The sequence below is a fragment of the Staphylococcus sp. GDY8P57P genome (assembly GCF_017892585.1).
In the GTDB taxonomy this organism is placed as follows: domain Bacteria; phylum Bacillota; class Bacilli; order Staphylococcales; family Staphylococcaceae; genus Staphylococcus; species Staphylococcus borealis.
Genome location: NZ_JAESLK010000002.1, coordinates 91,402 through 116,719, shown reverse-complemented (window position 1 = coordinate 116,719; position 25,318 = coordinate 91,402). Strand labels below are relative to the sequence as shown.

Here is a 25,318-nt window from a genome sequence, read left to right as displayed (position 1 = left end):
CCTCCTACGTTTTTAATATCATGCGCATTATATATTATTATTTGAAATCTTTAAATTTATATGCTCAATAATTGATTAATCGCACTATCTAACTTGTAACGCGATACATTAAACAATGTCATGATTTTCTTTTTAGTTACATGACTATGATAATAACGATGATATAAATATGCATGTGCAGCTACATATCTATCAACTTCGCTTAAATCAACTTCATTCGCAATTAAACCTTCGCCTTTATCAATCCAACTTATAAATAATTCCGTATCCTTGTGTATTTCATCCATTTCATACAAACGTACTAAACCTTTATGAATGAAATCTAATTTGTTTAAATGTAAACCCTGAACTAAATACGTAAGGTAAAGTTTCTCATAATCATTCATTTTTTCTAAAATAGACCAAATCTCTTGTGTCATTAATATTTCTTTACCATTTAATTGATTTAATAAAAAGACACCATAAAGTCTATAATGACTATCATCATCTAATAACAATGGTAGTATCTTTTGATCAAAAGCTTGTTTACTCTCTTCTAGTATCCAAGGTGCATAACCAACATCTACTTTAGATATTTGAAGTAATTTATCCCAAAAGAATTGACTCTGTTCTTTATTTCCAAGGTAATAATAATTAAAACTCAATGCGTTAAACATTTGAATTGAAGCGAATTTCCCCTTTTTATATAGAGGTAATAATATTTGTTGAGACGCTTCATATTGTTTTAAATAACTTAGTACGATACCTAATTTAAAACTTTCATCATCGTTCATAGGCATAACTTTACTTAATATTTTAAGATATTTATGATATTTGTCTTTTTCATTGGTATTGTAAAGTAGCAATGTATAGTGACATAACGCGTGTACATCTGAATTATCTTCTGATAGCAATGCTTCAAACATGTCTTTAGCAATATCATATTCGCTTAAATATAAATAGCACATGGCTAGTAAGTTGCGAATCACTCTATGCTCTTGAATAGTATCATCTTGATTCAATATATACGTACGTGCATCTTGCAATCGTCCTTGAGAAAATAAATATTGGAATAATAGTTGTGTAGCAAAAAGCTGTGCTTCGAGTTGAATTTTTTCTTCACTCATATATGACACTTCGAAGGTCTTTTCTAATTCTTCTCTGAAATCTTTATCATCTGTTAAAATCACATAATTAATACCAAACAAGAAGGCCTTGTTTGGCTCATTAAGGTCGATGTTTAATTGACTAAGCTCATAATAGCTATCTGCTACATTTTGCCCTTCAATAATACTGTCATAAAACAAATGCTCTGCTCGTCTACCTAAATGAAGTTTATTTAAGCAATGGGCATACTTTAACTTTATATCAAAATCTTGTGGTGACAAATCAAGCACTTTTTTATAGTATTCTGCTGCTTTATTAAAATCTTGTGTTTTATATTTTTGATCCGCCATTTTACGATAAAATGGTTCATCAAATTTCATTGAAATAATTTTATCATTGTTTTGCGCCATTCTTTGTCACCTCTCTTTATTTATAATGAATGTGCATAGGATTGCCATATGCAACGGCATCGTCTGGTATATCTTTCGACACAACTGTGCCGGCTTTCACAACCACATGATGACCGATATTTACACCTGGTAATATTGTCGAATTCGCACCAATTAAAGTTTGATCACCTATTCTAACTGGACCATAGCGATATTCATCTACTAATACCTCATGCGTTAATATTGTAGTATTATAACCAATTACTGTATTATTGCCAATGGTTATAAGTTGGGGATAAAACAAGTCTGGCATGACCTTATAGGCTATAGCTGTATGTTGGCCAATGGACATGTTCAATAAATGGATGTATAGCCATCTTTTCCAACTTAAATTCGGTATAAAGCGACAAATTTCAATAATCATAGTATTCCTAAGCACTCTCGGGAAACGTACAAAACGATAAATTCGCCATAATGGATTAATCTTATGATGACCCTCTTTCGTTAATCGTCTCATTATTTTACTTTACCTTTAGGACTAGGCCATGATAATGGGCCTGCCTCTTTATATAATGGTGGTTGATGTTTAATACGACGATAAATCATTAGCGCTAAACCAATCACAATCAAAATGACTGAAACAAGTTGGGCTACTCTAATGTTACTTGTTAACATCAAACTATCAGTTCTTAGACCCTCTACGAAGAAACGTCCAATGGAATACCAAATTAAATATGATGTGAATGTTTCACCCACACGTAAATGCTTTCTAATTGTAATTAATATGATAAAGCCTAATACATCCCATATTGATTCGTATAAAAATGTGGGATGGTAGTACACGCCTTCTATATACATATTACGGATAATGAACTCTGGAATATGTAAGTTTTCAAGAAATGTTCTTTGAACTGGGCCACCATGAGCTTCATGATTCATAAAGTTTCCCCAACGCCCAATTCCTTGAGCTAATATAATACTTGGTGCTACAATGTCACCTATTTGGAACGGATTAAGATTTTTTACTTTGCATACAATTATACCGGTAATAAATCCGCCTAGAAGACCACCATGTATTGCTATACCACCATGCCATATCATTAGAATTTCAATAGGGTTTTGCATGTAATATGGCCATTGAAAAATCACAAAATAAATTCGAGCAGTGATGAATCCAAAAATGGCACTATAAAAGATGACATCAACAAGCGTATCTTTATGTAGCCCAACATATTTCAAACTTTCTTGAGCTATAAAATAACCAATGAGAATACCTACAGCAATAATGATACCGTACCATTTTATTGAGAGTGGTCCTAAATTAAATGCAGTAGGGTCAATATAATTCAAATTTAAAAGCATGCTCTAGCTCTCCTTGCTTTGATGACCTTTTTTTAGGATTTCTTCATTTAATCGTTGGTTAAACTCTTCTGCAGTATTAATGCCCATTATATTCAGGCGATAGTTCATTGCTGCAACTTCTATAATAACTGCCACGTTTCGTCCTGGACGTACAGGAATCGTTTTTTTAGTGATTTCTGTATCAAGAATTTGTAATGTTTCTTCATTTAATCCAACTCGGTCATACAATTTATCTTTATCCCAATTTTCAAGGTTGATGTTCAAACGAATTTGTTTCTGTGTAAGGATAGAGCCTGCACCAAACAATGTCATAACATTGATGATACCAAGGCCTCTAATTTCGAGTAAGTGTTCAATCAATTTGGGTGGTGTGCCTATTAATTCATCTTTTGTTATTTCACGAATTTCGACATTATCGTCTGCTACAAGTCGGTGTCCTCGTTTCACTAATTCAAGTGCAGTCTCACTTTTACCTATACCAGAATCTCCAGTGATTAATACACCAACACCGTAAACATCGACCAATACACCATGTAATGATGTCGTCTTAGCTAATTCGTGTTCTAAGAACGTTGTTAATCGACTCATCAAACTTGTCGTTGCATCTTTGGATACAATCAGTGGTGTATCCATTTCTTGAGCTGCTTCTATCAACTCTTGTGGCGGTTCTAATCCTCTAGTCACTATGATTGCAGGTGTTTCGGGACGACATAATTTTCTCATTCGTCCGTGACGTTCCTCATCAGGTAATAAATTATAAAACGATAATTCCGTTGTTCCTAATAGTTGGATACGATCTGCAGCATAATGTGAAAAATAGCCAGCCATTTCTAAACCCGGTCTTGATATATCTGTATTTTTAATCGGTTTATGTAATCCTTTTTCACCTGTAAATAATTCTAATTTAAGTAATTTGACTAATTTCTCTGTCGTTAACATGAGTTCACCTCAAAATTTTCACTTGAATTCATTCATCTATTATCATATCAAAAATAAAGAGAAGATTAATATAAAAAAGAAGAATTCCTAATATATTTGTTTCGTTCACATTTTACAACACACTCAAATGAAAAGGGAGTGGGAGAGAATTCTTAATAAATTCGTTCTCCCACCCCCGCAAGGGTGACTAGAACTGAGAAAAGCTTGAATTAAGCGTCTTCTCAGTTCAGTCAGCTACTGCGAATTTGCAAAATAGCTTCATTATATTATTTTTGTTCCGGATTCTATACGGGTCTCGAGTGTCAGGAAAACTTAATTTGTAAGTTTTATGATTTAATGCCCCGTTCCAAGCCTACTTAGCTTGTAGATTTTGTAGTTAAAATTTAATAACTAGGCCACCTTGTGCATTATTAATCATTCTTCGTCTTTATAGTTTCCTGACGCTAGGTTTAGTTATTCAACTTTATCGCGTTCGAGTACTGTTTTTAAATATTTACCTGTGTATGACGATGGTACATTAGCGATGTATTCAGGCGTACCTGTGGCAACAAGTGTACCCCCACCATCGCCACCTTCAGGTCCTAAATCGATAATGTGATCTGCTGTTTTGATGACATCTAAATTATGTTCAATGATGACAACTGTATCACCATTTTCAACTAGTCGATTCAATACTTTTAGCAATCGGCTAATATCATCAACGTGTAGACCCGTCGTCGGCTCATCTAGAATGTAGATAGAACGTCCAGTTGAACGTTTGTGCAATTCTGATGCTAATTTAACACGTTGTGCTTCCCCACCTGATAAAGTTGTAGCTTGTTGGCCGAGCGTGATATAACCTAAGCCAACGTCCACAAGTGTTTGTAATTTACGGTATATTTTTGGGATATTTTCAAAGAAATATGCAGCTTCTTCCACCGTCATTTCAAGTACTTCGGCAATATTTTTACCTTTATACGTTACTTCTAATGTTTCACGGTTGTAACGTTTACCATCGCATACTTCACAAGGGACATACACATCAGGTAAAAAGTGCATCTCAATTTTGATAATGCCATCGCCTTTACAAGCTTCACAACGTCCACCTTTAACATTAAAACTGAAGCGTCCTTTTTGATAACCACGAATTTTAGCTTCGTTAGTTTGAGCGAATACATCGCGAATATCATCAAATACGCCAGTATAAGTAGCTGGGTTAGAACGTGGTGTTCTACCAATTGGTGATTGGTCAATATCTATAATTTTATCTAACTGGTCAATGCCTTCAATACTATCATATGCACCTGGCTTAACTTTAGATTTATTTATTTTTTGAGCTAAAGATTTATATAATACTTCGTTAACTAATGAACTTTTACCGGAACCTGATACACCAGTCACAACGGTCATTACAGATAATGGAATATCAACATCCACACCTTTTAAATTGTTACTTCTTGCACCTTTAATACTGATTTTGCGATCTGTCACTTCTCGACGATGTTCAGGGACATCAATACGTTTCTTACCGCTTAAATATTGACCTGTTAAAGATTTTTTGTCTTTCATCACTTTGCTTGGTGTACCACTAGAAACAATTTCTCCACCGTGATTCCCCGCACCAGGACCGACATCTACAAGGTAGTCAGCAGCACGCATTGTGTCATCATCGTGTTCAACAACTATAAGTGTGTTACCTAAATCACGCATTTCTTTCAGTGTACTTATTAATCGGTCATTATCACGTTGATGTAGACCAATAGACGGCTCATCAAGCACATATAGCACACCTGTTAAGCGTGAACCTATTTGTGTAGCTAATCGAATTCGTTGTGCTTCACCACCAGAAAGTGTACCTGATGCACGATTAAGTGTTAAATACTCTAATCCAACATTATTTAAAAATGATAATCTTGAAATAATTTCTTTTAATATTTGATTTGCAATTGCACTATCTTGTTCGGATAGTTCAATATTTTCGTAGTAATTCAATGCATTTTTAATAGAGTATTCCACTACTTCACCAATGTTATAGCCACCAACGTAAACAGATAGTGCTTCTTTGCTTAGGCGTTTACCATGACATGTTTCACAAGGCAATTCTGTCATATATTTACTCATCATTTCACGTGTATATTCTGATGGTGATTCATGATAGCGACGGTCAATGTTGGCAACAACACCTTCGAACTTCATTCTTCGATGACGTGTACCTCCATTTCGACTGTGGAAAGAAAAATCAATTTCTTTATCTCCTGAACCATGCATTAATATATTTTTCTGTCTGTCAGTTAATTTTTTATAAGGTTTATCCATATTTATTTTATAAACGTCGCATACGCGTTTTAATAATGTTGGATAAAAATCAGAACTTGTTGGTTCCCAAGGTTCAATAGCACCTTCATTCAAAGTTTTGTTGGGGTCTGGTACCACTAAATCAAGATCGACAGTAAGTTTTTGGCCTAGACCGTCACAAGTTGGACATGCCCCAAACGGACTATTAAAACTAAACATTCTAGGTTCTAATTCACCGATAGAGAATCCGCAAATTGGACAAGCGTGATTTTCAGAGAATTTAAGATCTTCGCCATCGATCACATCGACAGTAATATTACCTTCCGCTAATTCTAAACCTGTTTCTATTGAATCTGCTAAACGTGTTTCAATGCCTGATTTTACGACTAATCTATCTACAACTACCTCGATAGTATGATTTTTATTTTTATCTAATTCTGGCACTTCATTAACATCAACAATTTCGCCATCGACTCTCAGACGGACATAGCCCTTTTTACCAATATCTGAGATAAGTTTCTCATGGCTACCCTTTCTATGAGATACAATGGGTGCTAAAATTTGAATTTTAGTACGTTCCTCAAGCTCAAGTATACGGTCAACCATTTGTTGAACGGTTTGCGATTCAATTTCAATATTATGATTTGGACAATATGGCTTGCCTATTCGTGCGTAAAGTAGACGTATATAATCATAAATTTCAGTTACAGTCGCTACAGTAGAGCGAGGGTTTTTACTTGTCGTTTTTTGATCAATTGAAATTGCTGGAGACAATCCTTCGATTGTATCCACATCTGGTTTATCCATTTGACCCAAAAATTGGCGCGCATATGCACTTAATGATTCGACGTATCGTCTTTGACCCTCAGCATAAATCGTGTCAAAGGCTAAAGATGATTTACCTGATCCTGATAATCCTGTCATAACAATAAGTTTATTTTTAGGAAGTTCTATATCTACATCTTTTAAATTATGTGCGCGTGCGCCTTTTACTACAATACTTGGTCCCTTCATTTAACTGTCACCCTTCTGCTTTTAATTCAAATAACATATCTCTTAATTCCGTTGCTCTTTCGAAGTCTAAATCTTTAGCTGCTTTTTTCATTTCTTTTTCTATATTCTCAATCGTTTTTTGTCTTTCTTTTTTAGTCATTTTCTTAGGTAGTTCAGTTTGTTGTTTGTCATTTGTTTCATCATTATCTACGGTAGCACTAATAACATCATGAATCTTCTTGTTAATTGTTTTTGGCGTGATACCATATTTTTCATTATGTGCCATTTGTATATCACGACGTCTTTGTGTTTCATCAAGTGCATATTGCATTGAGTCGGTGATTTTATCAGCATACATGATAACTTCACCTTTCTCATTACGCGCCGCACGACCAATGGTTTGAATTAATGAACGGTTTGAACGTAGGAAACCTTCTTTATCCGCATCTAAAATGACTACTAATGAAACTTCAGGTATATCGATACCTTCCCTTAGTAAGTTGATCCCTACAACAACATCATATGTTCCCATTCTTAAGTCACGAATGATTTCAATACGCTCTAACGTTTTAATTTCTGAGTGCAGGTAATTCACTTTAATTCCCGCTTCTTTCATATAAGTGGTTAAGTCCTCACTCATTTTTTTAGTTAATGTAGTGACTAGGACACGTTCGTCCCTATCAATACGTTCTTGAATTTCACTAAGTAAATCATCAATTTGATTTTTAGTTGGTCTCACATCAATCTTAGGATCTAACAGACCCGTTGGACGGATAATCTGTTCAACCATCTCATCAGTATGTTCAATTTCATATGGCCCTGGTGTCGCTGAGACATATACTAATTGATTTGTTTTTTGTTCAAATTCTTCAAATTTTAATGGTCGGTTATCCATCGCGCTTGGCAAACGGAAACCATGATCAACGAGCACTTGTTTACGTGCACGGTCGCCATTGAACATGCCTCTAATTTGAGGTAATGTCACGTGAGACTCGTCTATCATGACTAACCAATCATCACCAAAGTAATCTAGCAATGTATAAGGCGTTGAACCTAAAGGTCTTAATGTTAGGTGAACAGAATAATTCTCTATACCCGAACAGAAGCCCATTTCTCTCATCATTTCTAAATCATAATTTGTTCGTTGCTCTAAACGTTGTGCTTCTAATAACTTGTTCTCATCTTTTAATTCTTTTAATCGTTCTTCTAATTCTTTCTCGATACGCTCTATTGCGATTTTCATTTTTTCTTCACGTGTTACGAAGTGAGAAGCAGGGAAAATAGCGAAATGTTCGCGTTCACGAATCACTTCCCCTGTTAAATAATTGACTTCTCGAATGCGATCAATCTCATCGCCAAAGAATTCAACGCGAATACACATCTCTTCGCGTGAAGCTGGAAAAATTTCGACAACATCACCACGTACTCTAAATGTACCACGTTGGAAATCAATATCATTTCTAGAATATTGTACATCTACAAGTTTACGAAGAAGTTCACTTCGGTCCATCTCCATACCAACTCGAACACTTACTACTAAATCTTTATATTCTTCTGGGTTACCTAAACCATAAATACAACTTACACTGGCAATGATAATGACATCATCACGTTCAAATAATGCACTCGTTGCAGAATGTCGTAGTTGGTCAATTTCATCATTAATTGAGGCATCTTTCTCAATAAATGTATCGGTTGAAGGTACATAAGCTTCTGGTTGATAATAATCATAATAACTAACAAAATACTCCACCCTATTCTCCGGGAAGAACTCTTTAAACTCACTATAAAGTTGTCCTGCTAGCGTTTTGTTATGTGCAATGATGAGCGTTGGTTTACCCACTTCTTTAATTACATTACTCATCGTGAATGTTTTACCTGTACCAGTCGCACCTAACAGCGTTTGATGACGCTTACCTTCTTTAACACCTTCCACTATTTTCTCGATTGCTTGTGGCTGGTCCCCTTGCGGATCAAACTCAGAATTCAATTTAAACGGGTAATGTTCCACCATTTTGACAAGCGCCTCCTTGAATTAAACATTCATTTCTATTACTTTTTTAAAGGTTTTATTTACTTATATTTATGTACTAAACCGAAGTTTTGATCTTTATAAATTGCATAGTACATTACAATCATAATGTAATGAGATTAACAGTGACACGCACACGTCGTACTTATAGATTGATATACTTATTAATTACCTATTATTGAAATAATATGCTCACTTAAGGTTATTTTATCAAATATACAAAGAAAAATACAAACGTTTGTTCGCTTACGTTTGTATTTTAAAAAATGTATCGCTATTTTGTATTCCACTTATGAATGTGATTGATTCATATCTCATCTATTGATGCCACGCACTTACATATATTTATTATCTTTACGCTTCAATGTACATATTGTGTATTTACACTATAAATCAACTGACTTTTACATTCAAAAGTTCTGTTTCATAATGTTTATTCTTGATGCTTATGAAATTCAAGATTATCTATGATGACATATCCAGCTAATAAAGAAACGACATCGATAAAAATAATCCACTCATTATGAAAGAAACCTTTATAAATAGAAGCTGCTATCAAAATAAGTGTAACAATCACACCAACCCACTTGCTTCGTGTTATGACACTAAACAACACAACAAGTACACATGGAAAAAATGCAGCTAGCGCGTACCAAATCATTCAACTCACCCATTTCTTCGATTTAAAATCGCCATTGTAGTTTCTCGCAATTCTGCACGAGGAATGAAATTCTCTGTCAACATTTCTGGTATTACATTTTCAATAAAGTCTTGAACAGAACTTAAATGATCAAATTGCATAATTGTTTCTAAACTATTTTCATAAATTTCAAAGAATAAGTCTTCAGGATTACGTTTTTGAATTTCGCCGAACGTTTCATATAGTAAATCAATCTTGTCGGCCACAGATAAAATTTGACCTTCTAGTGAATCATCTTTACCCTCTTGAAGTCGTTTTCGATAAATATCTTTGTAAGGTTCAGGTATTTCTTCATTAATAAACGTGTCCACCATATCTTGTTCAACTTGTGAAAATAACATCTTCAATTCTGTTTTAGCATACTTAACTGGTGTTTTGATATCTCCAGTAAACACTTCCGCAAAATCATGATTCAATGCTTTTTCATATAAACTTTTCCAATCAATGGTATTCCCATGATATTCTTCTACAGTTGCTAAATATTGGGCAATCTTAGTGACTTTGAAAGAATGCGCAGCAACGTTATGTTCAAAGTATTTAAATTTACCTGGTAAACGAATTAATTTTTCTAAATCTGAAAGTCTTTTAAAGTATTGATGAACACCCATATTACCTTACCTCCATGTTTTATTAAATAAAGATTATACTTACATTTATTATATCAATCAACATTTCTATGAGAAGTGTCAATTCTTTATACATTGTAGAAGGTTAAAATAGTATAAAAAATAAGACGCCTCAGTATTGTTCACGCTTAAATGAACGATCGAGGTGTCTTATGTATACAATTTATCGAATGGTTATATTGTGGTACTTTAAATTGAATTTGAGGCTTTCATCATTTTATCGAATACTTTGGTTGGCAATATAGCATGTAAAAGCACAAGGGGTTTAGCTGCAAACCCTATTAGATAACGTGGTTTCGGTTTATTACTATCTATGGCTTTTGAAATCGCTTTTGTAACGACCATTGGATTTGAAAGCAAATTAGAATGATATTGCTTATTCATACTTTCAGCCACTTTCATCGCAGTAGCTTCATAAGCACCGCCTTTTGCAGAATCAGCTAATTTATCAGCGGCGATGATACCCCAATCTGTTTTAATCCCACCTGGTTCAATAATAGATACTTCTATCCCGAATGCTTCTACTTCCATTCGTAAAGCATCACTAAAAGCTTCTAATGCATATTTCGTAGCATGATACCAAGCGCCAAAATATGTTGTAAGTCGTCCACCCATCGATGAAATATTAATGATATGTCCTGACTGTTGTGCTCTCATATGTGGTAAAACAAGCTGTGTAATTCGTGCTTAACCAAATAGATTTACTTCAAATTGCTGTTTCGCTTCTTCAATTGTGACGTCTTCGATTGCACCATATGAACCATAACCGGCATTATTTACGAGGACATCAATTCTTCCTTCGTTTGCGATGATTGTATCGATAGCCGTTTTCATCGATGCTTCATTTGTTAAATCTAATTTTAAAGGATGTACTTGTTTTAAATTTTCAAGGCTTTCTATTCTACGACCAGCGCCATAAACGATATTGCCCTGTGCTACTAAATATTCAGCTGTTTTATAACCAATACCACTCGTTGCTCCTGTAATTAAATGACTTTTCTCACCATTAATTCCACCTTATTATTTTATTTTGAAATCACGATTATGCGCAAAAAACGCAAATCAATTATTAAAATAGTCGCTTACACTAAGCGTACTTCAATACATAACAATTATTTTATTTTCTTTTGTTTTCCAATATATACTAGTTACATAGAAATGTATTGTGATAAGTATTTTAATTAAAGATTAAATTGGTTTCCTATACCTCGTTAATACATTTAATCGTTCTATTATTTTCTAGGAAATGACATTACTTATAAAATAAAGAGTTCAATGACTATGCTAATTCACATAGCCATTGAACTCTGACGACTGAATATATTAAAAATAGTGTCTAAACATATTTATTAGTGAATAAAGTTATAACTTGAAGTATTGGTAATTGTTCTATTAGTGACATGGTTATAGTGTCCATTCCAGTTCATTTCTGAAACATATACCGAACCATCTTGATTCACATGTTCCACAACACCTACATGACCATAATAACCTGCAGTTGTTTGGAAAATTGCACCTACTTCAGGACGATTATCTACTGTTAATCCAGCATTTTTCGCTGAGTATGCCCAGTTATTTGCGTTACCCCAATAACTTCCAATTGCGCGCCCTAATTGTTGGCGACGATCAAATGCATAGTATGTACAATTTCCGTAACTATAACGGTTACCTTGATTGGCAGTTGTAATATGTTGATATGATACTGGTGAATTTACTGATGATTGGTATGTGTCATTCGTTGTAGCCACAGGTGCACTTGTAGGTACAACATTGTAATTAGACACATTTGTTGTGCTAGCACTTACTGATTGAGCTACTACATCCGCTTGATTATAGCCTGTTGTTTCTGTATATGCTTGTGCATAATTAATCTCTTTATTTTCTAATTTTGCTGCACCTTTGTCACTTACCGCTATTAAATCACCTGGATAAATTAATGCCGTTACACCTGGATTAAGGCTATAGAGTTGTTCTAACGATAAATGATGTGATAAAGCAATTTGATATAACGTATCGCCAGCTTTAACTTTAACGATATCTTTATCTGTTAACCCTAAGTTTGTTTCTTGTGCCACTTGGCCATCATAAGCATTTGCTTGGTGTGATGTTGTATGTGTTGAAGTTGTATGTGTCGTTTCTTGCGCATTAGCTAAACCACTTAAGCCTGCTAAAGCCGCAATTGAAGTAAATGTTACTGTAAGCGTCTTATTTATCATGCTGTCATTCCTTTGTCGTTTTATATTATTCTTAATTTATACTCTAGCACACCGCATTTCATGTGTGTTCAATGTTATCGGCTTGTAATATAAAGGTTAAAAAGGACTTCAAGAACATGTAAAAAGACGTACTCTAGTAATAATTAATATTACATTTTACATTTATTTAGCGACTATTTATGTTTTATAAATAATTAGAGCCTGGAACATAAATAATATGATGATGTTATTTTGCAAATTGGCAATAGCTAACTGATTTGAAAATGCGCTTAAAGCAAGCTTTTTTCAAACCTAGTCATCCTTGACGACAGGCCCCCCAGCACTGAGTATTTCATCAAGAAATTCTACAAGTTAAGCAAGCTAAGAGCGGAACAGCAATATGAATTTTGGAAAAATCTTATTTTTGTCCCGCTCCCTAATCTATCATTCAATTTTTATTAATTATCGCTATGATTCATTGCTTGTCTTAAGTATGCTTCAATAAATGGTTGAATTTCTCCATCCATAACAGCATCAACTTTACCAGTTTCTTCATTAGTTCGATGGTCTTTCACCATAGAATACGGATGGAATACATACGAACGAATTTGACTTCCCCATCCAATCTCTTTTTGTTCACCACGTATTTCAGCCATTTCACGTTCTTGTTCTTCCAATTTTAATTGGTATAATTTAGCTTTCAACATTTTCATAGCTGCTTCACGGTTTTTTATTTGTGAACGTTCGTTTTGGTTATTGACTACAATGCCTGTCGGATGATGGGTAATTCGGATGGCAGATTCAGTTTTATTGATATGCTGACCCCCAGCACCAGACGCTCTAAATGTATCTACCGTAATATCATCAGGATTGATTTCAATTTCGATTTCGTCATTATTGAATTCTGGAATGACATCACATGATGCAAAAGATGTATGACGGCGTCCTGATGAATCAAAAGGTGAAATTCTGACTAATCTATGAACACCTTTTTCAGCTTTCAAGTAACCGTATGCATTGTGGCCTTTAATTAATAGCGTTACGCTTTTCACACCAGCTTCATCACCCGGTAAATAATCTACGGTTTCAACTTTGAACCCTTGTTGTTCACCGTAACGCTGATACATACGTAGTAACATACTAGCCCAGTCTTGAGATTCAGTACCCCCAGCACCTGGGTGTAATTCTAAAATAGCATTATTAGCATCATGTGGCCCATCTAATAATAATTGTAGTTCAAATTGATCAACTTTCTCTTTGAAGTCGTGTACATTCTGTTCTAAATCGTCTTTTACATCGTCATCTAACTCTTCTTGCAATAATTCCCAAGTTGCAGTCATATCTTCAACTTCTTCATCTAATTCATGGTAACCATTTACAACTGATTTTAATGCATTATTTTTATCAATAATGTCTTGTGCTTTATTTTGATCATCCCAAAAATCAGGTTCAGTCATCATTTCTTCATATTCTTGTATATTTGTCTCTTTATTTTCTAAGTCAAAGAGACCCCCTAATTTGCGTTAAGTTCTGACGATATTCATCTATATTTCGCTTAATTTCAGATAGTTCCATTTTTATCTCTCCTATTCTTTGTTCTTTGCACTTTTAAATGGATATGTAAAAAGTAGGAGCGTAGATTCAGTTCCACAACTCCCACTTATTATTAAAAATTAAAGCTATTCTTCTTTACCGTGGCAATTTTTATATTTCTTACCACTACCACATGGACATGGGTCGTTACGGCCAACTTTATCACCTTTAACAATTGGCTGTTTCTTAGCTTTTTCTTTGCCATCCTCAGCAGAGACATGTTGTGCTTTTCCAAAGTCAGTTGTTTTTTCTCGTTCTATATCTTCATCAACTTGAATTACTGATTTAAGAATGAATTTAGATGTATCTTCTTCAATATTTTGCATCATCATGTCAAATAGTTCATGACCTTCATTTTGGTAATCACGAAGTGGATTTTGTTGTGCATATGAACGTAAATGGATACCTTGACGTAATTGATCCATTGTATCAATATGATCCGTCCAATGCGTATCGATTGAACGTAATAATATCATACGCTCAAATTCTGCCATCTGACCACCGATTTTTGCTTTTTGACTTTCATAAACATTTTCGATCTTAGCCCAAACCACTTCGAAGATATCTTCAGGATCTTTGCCATTAATTTCTTCTTCTTTAAGATCGCCCTCTTGTAAAAAGACATCATTAACATAGTTAATAAATGGTGCATAGTCCGGATTGTCATCTTCTTCACTAATGTGATAGTTCACACCACGCTGTAATGTTGAACGTAACATAGCATTTACTAATTGTGAGCTATCTTCAGAATCGATAATATTGTTTCTTTCGTTATAAATAATTTCACGTTGTTTACGTAACACTTCGTCATATTCAAGTATACGTTTACGTGCGTCAAAGTTATTACCTTCAACACGTTTTTGAGCTGATTCAACAGCACGTGATACCATTTTAGATTCAATAGGTGTTGAGTCATCCATACCTAATCGGTTCATCATTTTTTGAAGTCTTTCAGAACCAAAACGAACCATCAATTCATCTTGAAGTGATAGATAGAAACGACTATCCCCTCTATCACCTTGACGGCCAGAACGACCACGTAATTGGTCATCAATACGTCTAGATTCATGACGTTCAGTACCAATAACAGCTAAACCGCCAATTTCTTCTACACCTTCACCTAATTTAATATCGGTACCACGACCAGCCATGTTTGTCGCTATTGTTACAGCACCTTTTTGTCCTGCATTGGCAACAATTTCAGCTTCACGTTCATGGTTTTTGGCGTTTAATACATCATGTCTAATGCCACGTTTTTTTAATAAATTAGAGATATATTCACTTGTTTCAACTGCAACAGTACCTAAAAGAACGGGTTGACCTTGTTTATGCTTTTCAACAACATCTTCAACAACTGCATCAAATTTACCTTTTTGGCTAATGTAAATTAAATCTGATTTATCGTCACGTTGAACAGGTTTATTCGTAGGGATTTGAGTAACCGTCATATTGTAAATATTACGGAATTCTTCTTCCTCTGTTTTCGCAGTACCAGTCATACCTGCTAACTTATTGTACATACGGAAATAGTTTTGGAAAGTAATGGATGCCATTGTTTTAGATTCATTTTGAATTTTAACGCCTTCTTTGGCCTCAATAGCTTGGTGAAGACCTTCTGAGAATCGACGACCAGGCATCGTACGTCCTGTAAATTGGTCAACAATAAGTACTTCTCCATCGACAACCATGTAATCTACGTCACGTTGTAGTGTTACGTGTGCTTTTAAAGCTGTATTAATGTGACTAATAACTTCCACATTTTGCACGTCATATAAATTTTCTATTTTGAACATGCGCTCTGCTTTGTCTGCACCTTGTTCAGTTAAATGAACTGCTTTTGTTTTTTCATCGTATTTATAATCATCTTCTGCTTTAAGCATTTTAGCGAACACATTAGCTTGCGTGTAAAGTGATGTTGATTTTTCCGCTTCACCAGAAATAATTAAAGGTGTTCTCGCTTCATCGATTAAGATCGAGTCAACCTCATCAATAATCGCAAAATGTAAAGGTCTCATTACACGCTCTTCAGCATAATTCACCATATTATCTCTTAGATAGTCAAATCCTAGCTCGTTATTCGTACTATACGTAATATCTTGTGCGTAGGCCTCACGCTTCTCAACCGTTGACTTACTGTTTAAGTTCAATCCAACTGTTAAACCTAAAAATTCATATAGCTCTGCCATTTCCTCACTTTGAACACTAGATAAGTATTCATTAACTGTGATAACGTGTACTCCTCGACCTGCAAGTGCGTTTAAATAGGTTGGCATCGTAGCCGTTAATGTTTTACCTTCACCTGTTCTCATTTCGGCAATATCGCCTTTATGAATTGCGATACCACCCATTACTTGTACTTTATACGGCGTCATATTGAAGACACGTTTTGCCCCTTCTCTTACTAAGGCATAGGCTTGTGGTAAAATTTTATCTAAATAGTCATTTTGTTTTTTTACATCTTCAATTTCTTGTAGTTCTTGTTGAAATTGTTTTGTTTTATTTTTAATTTCTTCATCAGTTAAGATAGCCATATCTTCCTCTAGCGAAAGTACTTCATCGGCTATTTTACTTAGACGTTTAGTTTCTTTTTTATTGCCGTCAACAATTTTTGATAAAAATCCCATTACGTCCGCTCCTTTAGCTTAAAAACTGTTTGGCTTACAACAATTTATCATATCATTTATACTTTTAAATTTATACTTAAATACTCATATAAGCACAATGCTTAATTGCGTACAACTTAAATAGCTTACTTTCTTTTCCCTCTATTTTGAATCGCTAAGCCTAATTTTTCAAATATCCAATTACTTCATTACATTAGCACAGCATGATAATAGCGTCCACGAATTACTATAATATAAGTTACAAAAAGAGTGGAACAGAATCCTTATCGAATTCACTGTCCCACCCTTATCACAATGACTAAAGCTAAATAGCACATTTTATGGTCACATGCTTAACCAACCAATGACTACAAACTTACATTGTAAATTTTATAATGTTATTGAATTTATAGTAACTTAAAGTTAATCAACTGAGTAAAAATTAATTATTCAGTTGTTTCAATTAATCCATATTTACCATCTTTACGTTTATAAACAATGCTTGTACCATCTGTATCACGATCAGTGAAGATGTAGAAATCATGACCTAATAATTCCATTTGTAATACAGCTTCTTCAGAATCCATTGGTTTTAAGCTAAATTGTTTAGAACGGATGATTTCAATATCGCTATCATTTGTAGCTTCTGCATTAGCCTCACCATTCGTTTCTGGTGGTGCCTCTTGAACTTCTGCTACAAACGCTTCTGGTTCTCCATGCGTTTTATGTTTACGATTAACACGTGTTTTATATTTACGAACTTGACGCTCTAATTTGCTTGTCACTAAATCAATGCCTGCATATAAATCATCGTGTCTTTCTTCAGCTCTTAATGTAACATTCTTCAATGGAATTGTTACTTCAATTTTAGTTGTTGAATTTTGATACGTTTTCACTTTAACATGTGCGACTGCATTTGGCACATCATTAAAATAACGTTCAAGTTTACCAATTTTGTCCTCAATATAGTTGCGGATGGCATCTGTAATAGTGAGGTTATCTCCATGAATTTCAAATCTAATCATAGCTATCTCTCCTTTAACCTCTTATGTTGGTAATTCTTACTATTATAATACCACGTTTAGCCTATCTTGAAAACGTAAACACTTTGAATTTTCTGACATTTTTGTCATATAATTTACACCCTGCGTGATGAATTGTTAATCCTGTTGTATAAATATCATCAACGAGTAAAATTTCTTTATCCGTTAAATCTATATCCTCTTTTATAAAGAAAGGATTCATTGCTTTTGCTCGTTCTACCTTACCTAGTTTTGATTGTTTAGGACGCAAGTCAGTCCCTAATATATCTACATAGTTGACGCCCATCTTTTCTAACACTGTTGCAACTGGATTAAAAGTCCTCAGTGTATCACGTGCTAATGGTGATGGTATAGGAACAATTAGATCATACGTTGTCTGTGGTAATTGAAGTTGTGACGCTAAAACCTCAGCTAAATAATAATCTCTCATAAGCTTGTATTGGTGTATGATGTCTTTCATTATGCCAGTATATTGATAATCGCAATAAAGTTGATCCATTAATGTAAAATTCTTAGCTAAAAATTGACAATCCAAACATTTGCCTTCTTTATTGTTATTGTCATTTAAACACTTAGGACAACGTTGCTCATCTTTAATTAATCGTACACTCTCCCACATTTGTAGACATGGCTGACATAAGCGTTGAGGTACACGATAGAAATTGAATACACTTAGTGGTTCATCTAGATGTACACCACACTGTATACACTTAGGCATTCACCCACCCACGTTGGATACCTAGTCGATTCATTTTTTTAATTTCTCTTTTTGCTTGTATCATAGCGATGCTCACACCTTCATGCATAAATACCACGTTTCCAGTGGGCGCTTCCTGTTTACGTCCCACACGTCCAGCAATTTGTATGAGGGCAGCCTGTTCAAAAGTATGTGCATTGATAACAATGACATCTAATGTCGCCATAGTGAATCCTCTTTCTAAAATAGTTGTTGTAAAAACAATGGCATGTTCACCATTTCGAAGTGCCTGAACTTTATGAAATCGTAACGCATCTTTACTTGAAACACATATTAAATCCGGAAAATAATAGCGATAGCGTTTATACGTTTCTGTCATTAATTCAATATTATTAAAGAATACTAATGTATAGCGGTTTGCATTGATTTGATTGATTAACATTTTCTTTAATTTAAACTGTATATGTTTAACGTTCAATTTGAAATATGAGAACTTAGGCACGGGTAGTGGGTGTTTATGAAAGCGTGCTGGTAAAGTGATGATTTGCGCAGTTGATAAACGCTTGATTAGGGATTTGGGAGGAGTTGCCGTCATAAAAATGTGGCCATGCTTTTGTTTGGATGACAGTTGGATTGCATTCATTAAGCGCGGATCCATAGATAAGGGAAATGCGTCAACTTCATCAATAAAGATAACATCGAAATGGGATTTGAATCTAAATAATTGATGAACTGTTGCAATAATGAAATGACCATTATAGTGCTGTTGACTACTTTGATGTAAGACATCAATTTTTTCTGAAATAAATGCTGCTTTAATGCGTAAACTAATTTCCACTACAACATCTACTCTTGGAGATACTATAGCAATGTTATAACCACGTTGACGCGCCACACGAATGCCTTCAAACATCATTTCAGTCTTCCCAGCGCCAGTAACAGCATACAATAATAAAGGTTGGTGCTGATTAATTGCTTGTACAATCGCATTTGACGCATATTGTTGTTGTTCTGATAGTTGAAAGGGCAACTCATAATATCCATCAGAAATCGTATGTTCACTTTGCGTAATTCTAAATTCTGTAATATTGTCCATACGGCCCAACTGTATGCAATACCTACAGTATATAATACGCTTGTCTGAAAAAGATGTTTCATATTCGCACATATCATGGATATTGGTATTACCACATTGAAGACAGCAATACCCATTATTTGTAGCGATTATACCAGGCGTGACTTTGATGACTGTTTCATCAGTCAACGTAACGTCAGGGCCTACTAATTTTCCATATGATTTGATTGACTATCACTCCTTATTTCATATAAAAAAGCCTAAAAGCATTTAGAATTCGGATATAAGATATAACGCGTTTAATTAAAATAGAACCCCCCACATGCTTTGTTTGCTGATTTCCATTTCTGAAATACCTTGCAACAAAGGAATTCTATCTTAAGCTTCTGGCGGTATGCCGTAGTTTTGCTACCACCAATGCACATCAATGCTCATTGTCTTAATCCTTATTTACTCAACACTTTTAGACTTGAATTGTTATTAATTAATTTCGATTTTTCTTGGGAAGTATCCTAAACCTAATCCACCTGACCCTAGATGAGATGCAATAACTGGTCCAAATTCTGAATATTGCACATTGATGTTTGGATACGTCTCTTTTAAATGGTTATAAAAGTCTTTGCCTTCATCAATTTTGTCACCATTGATTACAAAGACAGTCACGTCGTCGATGTCTTTAATAATTTCAAAGATATTATCTTCTAATGTATTAAATGCACGTTTTTTTGTACGTACTTTTTCAAATGGATGAATTTTGCCATCCTTTTCAAAACATAGTACAGGTTTCATTTTCAATAATGTTCCAACCCACGCTTGCGCACCAGTGATACGTCCACTTTTTTGTAGATTCTTAAGATCATCAACAAAAAAGTAAGCACCTGTTTGCTCACGGATTTCTTCTAATTCTTCGATAATTACTTCTGGCGTAAATCCTTTGTCAATAAGTTCTTTCGCGTATATTGTATAACTTCCTTCAATCATCGCTGCTAATTTAGTATCAAACGTATGAACATTGACACCTTCTACCATTTCTCCAGCTTGCGTTGCCGATTGATAACTACCACTTATACCACTTGATAAAGTAATCACAATAATATCTGTGTAACCTTTATCTCTTAATTTCTCATAGTTCTCAATCCATTCTCCAATAGCCGGTTGGCTTGTTGTAGGGAACGTCTTAGATGAGGCCATTTTATTATAAAAATGTTCAATCGGTACATTATCATTCTCAGTAAACGTTTCTCCATCATCAAATGCGACACTTAATGGTGCGATAGGTATCTCGTACTTGTCCATAAAGTCTTGTGGTAGATACCCTGTTGAATCTGCCATTACTGCGATTTTCATAGTAGTCCTCCTCAATTATACTCAAAGTTATTATAAATTATTTTTATTGAAAAAGAAATTCATAATCAGATATTTATTCATTTAAAAATTAGCGTGTATAATGAAAGTTAAACATCTTTTCTATTTATTGGAGGTGAACAACTTTGAACGATCCTATTATTACGATCAAACAGGAACATATCATTGAAAATGTCATTAATAAATCTAGATTCATTGCACATATAAAACCTGTCTCATCGGAGGATGAAGCGAAAGCTTTTATAAACGAAGTTAAACAACAACATAAAGAGGCTACGCATAACTGTTCAGCTTATACAGTTGGTGATCAAATGAACATTCAGAAAGCAAATGATGATGGAGAACCAAGCGGGACTGCTGGTGTACCAATGCTAGAAATATTAAAAAAATTAGACGTCCATAATGTTTGTGTTGTCGTTACACGATACTTCGGAGGCATTAAACTTGGTGGCGGTGGCCTTATTCGTGCATATAGTGGTGCCGTAAGGGATGTAATTTATGACATTGGACGCGTAGAATTGCGCGATGCCATCCCCACTACCGTGACCATTAATTATGATTTAACTGGAAAGTTTGAATATGAATTAGCCTCTACAACGTATTTTTTAAGAGATACTACGTATACCGATAAAGTCAGTTATCAAATTGATGTCGTACAAACGGAATATGATGATTTTATTGCATTTTTGAATAAGCACACAGCTGGTAATTTTGAATTGCATGAAGCAGACGTTAAAAAGTTACCCTTTGATATACCTACAAATTAATAAAAACCTTGTTTGTGTAACACTACCTAATCATTTAAGTAGCCTCACAAACAAGGTTTTATTTTTTATGATGTTCATCAATGTCATTATTGGCATGATGTGATTCATTCTTCTTTGTAATTAAATTGAGTATCGGGCGATAACTATCATCGATCAATCCCGTAAATTCAACAATCAATTCAATTGTAATCACGATTAATATGAACATTAGGAGTACACCTAAAGGTTGTGACAAGTATAAAATAATACTTGATAAACTAAATAATATCGCTATTGAATAGATTAACAATACCGTTTGTCTATGGCTGTATCCCAATGCTAGAAGTTTATGGTGCAAATGAGACTTATCCGCTTGCATGATGTGTTGGCCATTACGCATTCTTCGAATCATTGCAAACAATGTATCGATAAATGGTACCGCTAAAATTACAATTGGGAAAAATAGCGAAATAAATGTAATGTTTTTAAAGCCAAGCAACGATAGAAAACCAATGATGAACCCAATCAATAGCGCACCACTATCTCCTAAAAAGATTTTAGCAGGGTGAAAGTTAAAGCATAAAAATCCTAATAATGAACCTATTAACACACTACAAATCATGATAATGAATACATTCGCTTGTAAAATTGCAATAAACGCAATCGTAATAAGACCAATTGCGGATACGCCTGAAGCTAATCCGTCTAATCCATCAATTAAATTAATGGCATTCGTAATCGCCACAATCCAAATAATTGTAATAGGTATACTCAATATTCCAAAATGAATCGTTGGCCCCATCGGAAAGGATATAAAATCAATCGTAATACCATAAAACGCAACAATTGAAGCGGCGACAATTTGTCCAATTAACTTTAAAATAGGCTTTAAATCATAAATATCATCAATTAATCCTACTAAATACATTACAATAGCACCTAAAACTAAGGGCTTAACTTCTCTTTCAATAGGATGTCCAAGCCAAATTCCTATTAAGAAAGAAAGTAGTATAACAGTACCACCCAATACTGAGACTGGCTTTGTATGTACTTTTCTGAAGTTTGGCCTATCTACTAAATCGAATTTAATAGAGACCTTTATAATAATAGGTGTTAATATTAAACTGATTACCAATGTCACAGCAATAAGTAGTAAAGTATACATCAGTTCACCTTCAATAAATCTCTTTTTAATTTGTCATATTTGCTAGTTATCTATTCATTCTATTTAAACAACTTTTAATTCATTTTTGTATTGGACTATAGTTGTAAATTACTGACACTTCATCACAACGTTCAGTAAACTCCAACTATTTTACCCTATTTCTCTATGTTTATCCTTAATTTTTAATTGAATGTAAATTTTTTGTAAAGATATTATAACTTATATCATATCATTTCATTATTCATTTGAATACGAAAGTATATATATTCTATCTAATTTGTTTGTTATATCTGATACAACTTAATGACAAATGGTAAGTTTTCACTTACAATAACTAATGGTTAAATTAAAGGAGTCGATTCCAATATGATTGAATCTATCATTTACAATGTTGCAGTTATGGTAGCGGGAATATATTTATTCCATCGGCTACAATATTCCGAAAATAAAATCATGGTCTTTTCTAAAGGCTATGTCACGGTGTTGATGACTATTGTTGCCCTACTACTTGCAGCATATCCAATTCCATTCCATCAAGAATATTTAGTTCATTTAACGTTTGTCCCATTATTATTTCTAGGTCGTTTTACGAATATGGGTTATACCTTAGTTTCAGCAGTTATTGTTGCTCTAGTTGAAGTATTTGCATTTGGAAACTCACTTCTTTATGGCGTAGTACTTATCGTAATAGGTATCATCGTCAGTATGGTCGGTCCATTCTTGAAACAAAATGATATTGTGGCTTTAGTTGTTTTAAATTTGATTAGTGTCATTATTTTACTTATTTTATCCATCTTCAGCCCGCTATATGACCTTACTGAAATCGCATTTTTAGTTCCTATTTCATTCGTTTTAACCATTGCTTCAGCAATTACATTTGTTGATATGTGGCACTTCTTTTCATTAGTTACACGCTACGAAAATGAAGATAAGTTTGACTATCTTACTGGTTTAGGAAATGTGAAAGAATTTGATAGACATTTAAATCATGTATCACAAATCGCCGAAGAGAAAAAAGAAAGTCTTGCCTTATTATTAATTGATATCGATGGTTTTAAAGATGTTAATGATACGTACTCACATCAATCTGGAGATGCTGTGCTGAAACAAATGTCACAGCTATTAAAGAATTATGTTCCTAAACAATTCCAGATTTTCCGTAATGGTGGTGAAGAATTTTCAGTTGTCATCCGTGATTATTCATTGGATCAAAGCGTTAAATTAGCTGAAAATATACGAACTGGTGTTGAAAAGTCTTCATTCCACTTACCTAACAAGGAAGTTATTAAATTATCTGTCTCTATTGGTGTAGGCTACTTAACGCAAGATGATCATAAATCGCAACGCAAAGTCTTTAAAGATGCCGATGATATGGTCCATGTTGCTAAAAATGAAGGTCGTAATCAAGTAATGTTTAATCCAATCATTAAATTATAAAACTAAAAGCAGTCAACATATTAGATAATCAAAGTAGGATTCATATAGGTTATCTCATTATGTTGACTTTTTTATGATGTCTATCTTAACGTTGCGTTATTTTTCATGTTAATAGGAATTAGATGTGGTAGGAATACGTAGCGTACTATTGCAAGTTGCGTGTGCAAGTTGTACACTTCAAATTGTCTATGAAATTAAATTTAATTATCCAAAGTACTGGAGGTGCCGTTTATGTCAGATTCAATCACTATTATCGATGAAAATAAGGTGATTGATGTAGTTTTAATAGCTGGGAGAATCCTTCTTGAAGCTGGTGCAGAAACGTATCGTGTAGAAGATACAATGAACCGTATTGCACATAGTTACGGTTTAAATGATACATATAGTTTTGTAACGTCAACAGCCATTATCTTTTCACTTAATGACCGCACAAATACAAGACTAATTAGAATTCGCGAACGTACAACGGATTTAGAGAAAATTGCACTAACAAACAGTTTATCTAGAAAAATTTCTAGAAATGAATTAACCATTGATGAAGCAAAATCTGAATTGATTCATTTACGTCGTGCATCGTTACAATACTCATTTCTATTAAACTTTTTTGCAGCTGCAATTGCCTGTGGATTCTTCTTATTTATGTTTGGTGGTGTAGCTTCAGATTGCTGGATTGCTGTTATAGCTGGTGGGGCCGCTTTTTTAACGTTTAGTTTAGTACAACGATTTATTCAAATTAAATTCTTTTCAGAATTCGTTGCCTCAGCAGTCGTTATCACAATTGCAGCCACCTTTACTAAGCTTGGTATTGCAACGAATCAGAATATCATTACCATTTCTAGTGTAATGCCACTTGTACCCGGAATATTAATCTGTAATGCGATTCGAGATTTAATGGCTGGTGAATTGTTAGCCGGAATGTCTAGAGGCGTTGAAGCTGCATTAACTTCATTTGCCATCGGTGCTGGTGTAGCCATCGTTTTATTAATTATTTAAGAAAG

General features: G+C 34.1%; 19 protein-coding genes and 1 pseudogene. 3 read left to right on the top strand and 17 right to left on the bottom strand.

Annotation, left to right across the window (positions count from 1 at the left end; translation table 11 throughout):
• Positions 1–56 precede the first annotated feature (56 nt).
• The 16 genes and pseudogenes from KA878_RS00555 to fakB1 form a co-directional block, all read right to left on the bottom strand.
• Positions 57–1,496 (bottom strand): tetratricopeptide repeat protein, encoded by a 1,440-nt coding sequence (locus KA878_RS00555; RefSeq protein ID WP_193839628.1) that lies wholly within the window; start codon positions 1,494–1,496, stop codon positions 57–59.
• A gap of 16 nt (positions 1,497–1,512) precedes the next feature.
• The gene (locus tag KA878_RS00550; protein ID WP_075108219.1) at positions 1,513–1,992 is read right to left on the bottom strand and encodes an acyltransferase; all 480 of its coding nucleotides are present in this window, start codon (positions 1,990–1,992) and stop codon (positions 1,513–1,515) included.
• Entirely contained in the window at positions 1,992–2,837 is an 846-nt protein-coding gene (gene lgt, locus KA878_RS00545; protein ID WP_193839629.1) for a prolipoprotein diacylglyceryl transferase, read from the bottom strand. The genes KA878_RS00550 and lgt overlap by 1 nt, the downstream gene beginning before the upstream one ends.
• A gap of 3 nt (positions 2,838–2,840) precedes the next feature.
• Positions 2,841–3,776 (bottom strand): HPr(Ser) kinase/phosphatase, encoded by a 936-nt coding sequence (gene hprK, locus KA878_RS00540; RefSeq protein ID WP_053029918.1) that lies wholly within the window; start codon positions 3,774–3,776, stop codon positions 2,841–2,843.
• Between the two features lie 453 nt (positions 3,777–4,229).
• Positions 4,230–7,064: an excinuclease ABC subunit UvrA gene (gene uvrA / locus KA878_RS00535; RefSeq protein WP_210142047.1), complete on the bottom strand. Its 2,835-nt coding sequence runs from the start codon at positions 7,062–7,064 to the stop codon at positions 4,230–4,232.
• A gap of 7 nt (positions 7,065–7,071) precedes the next feature.
• On the bottom strand, positions 7,072–9,057 hold the full coding sequence (gene uvrB / locus KA878_RS00530; RefSeq protein WP_075108222.1) for an excinuclease ABC subunit UvrB: 1,986 nt from the start codon (positions 9,055–9,057) through the stop codon (positions 7,072–7,074).
• A gap of 451 nt (positions 9,058–9,508) precedes the next feature.
• Complete coding sequence (locus tag KA878_RS00525; protein ID WP_053029921.1) at positions 9,509–9,736, bottom strand: CsbA family protein; 228 nt, start codon at positions 9,734–9,736, stop codon at positions 9,509–9,511.
• A 5-nt stretch (positions 9,737–9,741) separates the two neighbouring features.
• Positions 9,742–10,383, bottom strand: a complete 642-nt coding sequence (locus KA878_RS00520) for a YfbR-like 5'-deoxynucleotidase (RefSeq protein ID WP_053029922.1) — start codon at positions 10,381–10,383, stop codon at positions 9,742–9,744.
• Positions 10,384–10,590: 207 nt separating this feature from the next.
• A pseudogene (locus KA878_RS00515) lies at positions 10,591–11,412 on the bottom strand (oxidoreductase).
• A 338-nt stretch (positions 11,413–11,750) separates the two neighbouring features.
• The gene (locus KA878_RS00510; RefSeq protein WP_193839913.1) at positions 11,751–12,614 is read right to left on the bottom strand and encodes a COG3942 and LysM peptidoglycan-binding domain-containing protein; all 864 of its coding nucleotides are present in this window, start codon (positions 12,612–12,614) and stop codon (positions 11,751–11,753) included.
• 440 nt (positions 12,615–13,054) lie between these two features.
• Positions 13,055–14,171, bottom strand: a protein-coding gene (gene prfB, locus KA878_RS00505; RefSeq protein ID WP_176747945.1) for a peptide chain release factor 2 whose coding sequence is annotated in 2 segments (ribosomal slippage) — positions 13,055–14,098 and positions 14,100–14,171 — 1,116 coding nt in all. Because the reading frame shifts where the segments join, the coding sequence is not laid out codon by codon here.
• Between the two features lie 104 nt (positions 14,172–14,275).
• The gene (gene secA, locus KA878_RS00500) at positions 14,276–16,813 is read right to left on the bottom strand and encodes a preprotein translocase subunit SecA (protein WP_053029924.1); all 2,538 of its coding nucleotides are present in this window, start codon (positions 16,811–16,813) and stop codon (positions 14,276–14,278) included.
• Between the two features lie 425 nt (positions 16,814–17,238).
• On the bottom strand, positions 17,239–17,817 hold the full coding sequence (gene hpf / locus KA878_RS00495; protein ID WP_070854846.1) for a ribosome hibernation-promoting factor, HPF/YfiA family: 579 nt from the start codon (positions 17,815–17,817) through the stop codon (positions 17,239–17,241).
• Positions 17,818–17,878: 61 nt separating this feature from the next.
• Positions 17,879–18,553, bottom strand: a complete 675-nt coding sequence (locus KA878_RS00490) for a ComF family protein (protein WP_193839630.1) — start codon at positions 18,551–18,553, stop codon at positions 17,879–17,881.
• A complete protein-coding gene (locus KA878_RS00485) occupies positions 18,546–19,628 on the bottom strand; it encodes a DEAD/DEAH box helicase family protein (RefSeq protein WP_245336737.1) in 1,083 nt (360 codons plus the stop codon). Before KA878_RS00485 ends, KA878_RS00490 begins: the two co-directional genes overlap by 8 nt.
• Positions 19,629–20,087: 459 nt before the next feature.
• Positions 20,088–20,954 carry a fatty acid kinase binding subunit FakB1 gene (gene fakB1, locus KA878_RS00480; RefSeq protein ID WP_193839631.1) on the bottom strand — a complete coding sequence of 289 codons (867 nt, stop codon included), beginning with the start codon at positions 20,952–20,954 and terminating at the stop codon, positions 20,088–20,090.
• Positions 20,955–21,097: 143 nt separating this feature from the next.
• Here fakB1 and KA878_RS00475 point away from each other — a divergent pair, with 143 nt between their 5' ends.
• Positions 21,098–21,739 (top strand): YigZ family protein, encoded by a 642-nt coding sequence (locus tag KA878_RS00475; protein ID WP_070854849.1) that lies wholly within the window; start codon positions 21,098–21,100, stop codon positions 21,737–21,739.
• 58 nt (positions 21,740–21,797) lie between these two features.
• Here KA878_RS00475 and KA878_RS00470 read toward each other — a convergent pair whose 3' ends face one another.
• Positions 21,798–22,883: a glycosyltransferase family 4 protein gene (locus KA878_RS00470; protein WP_193839632.1), complete on the bottom strand. Its 1,086-nt coding sequence runs from the start codon at positions 22,881–22,883 to the stop codon at positions 21,798–21,800.
• A 366-nt stretch (positions 22,884–23,249) separates the two neighbouring features.
• Between KA878_RS00470 and gdpS the strand changes: the two genes are divergently transcribed.
• A complete protein-coding gene (gene gdpS / locus KA878_RS00465) occupies positions 23,250–24,320 on the top strand; it encodes a GGDEF domain-containing protein GdpS (protein ID WP_193839633.1) in 1,071 nt (356 codons plus the stop codon).
• A 231-nt stretch (positions 24,321–24,551) separates the two neighbouring features.
• Positions 24,552–25,313, top strand: coding sequence for a threonine/serine exporter family protein (locus KA878_RS00460; RefSeq protein WP_053029932.1), 762 nt, complete (start codon positions 24,552–24,554; stop codon positions 25,311–25,313).
• Positions 25,314–25,318: the final 5 nt, after the last annotated feature.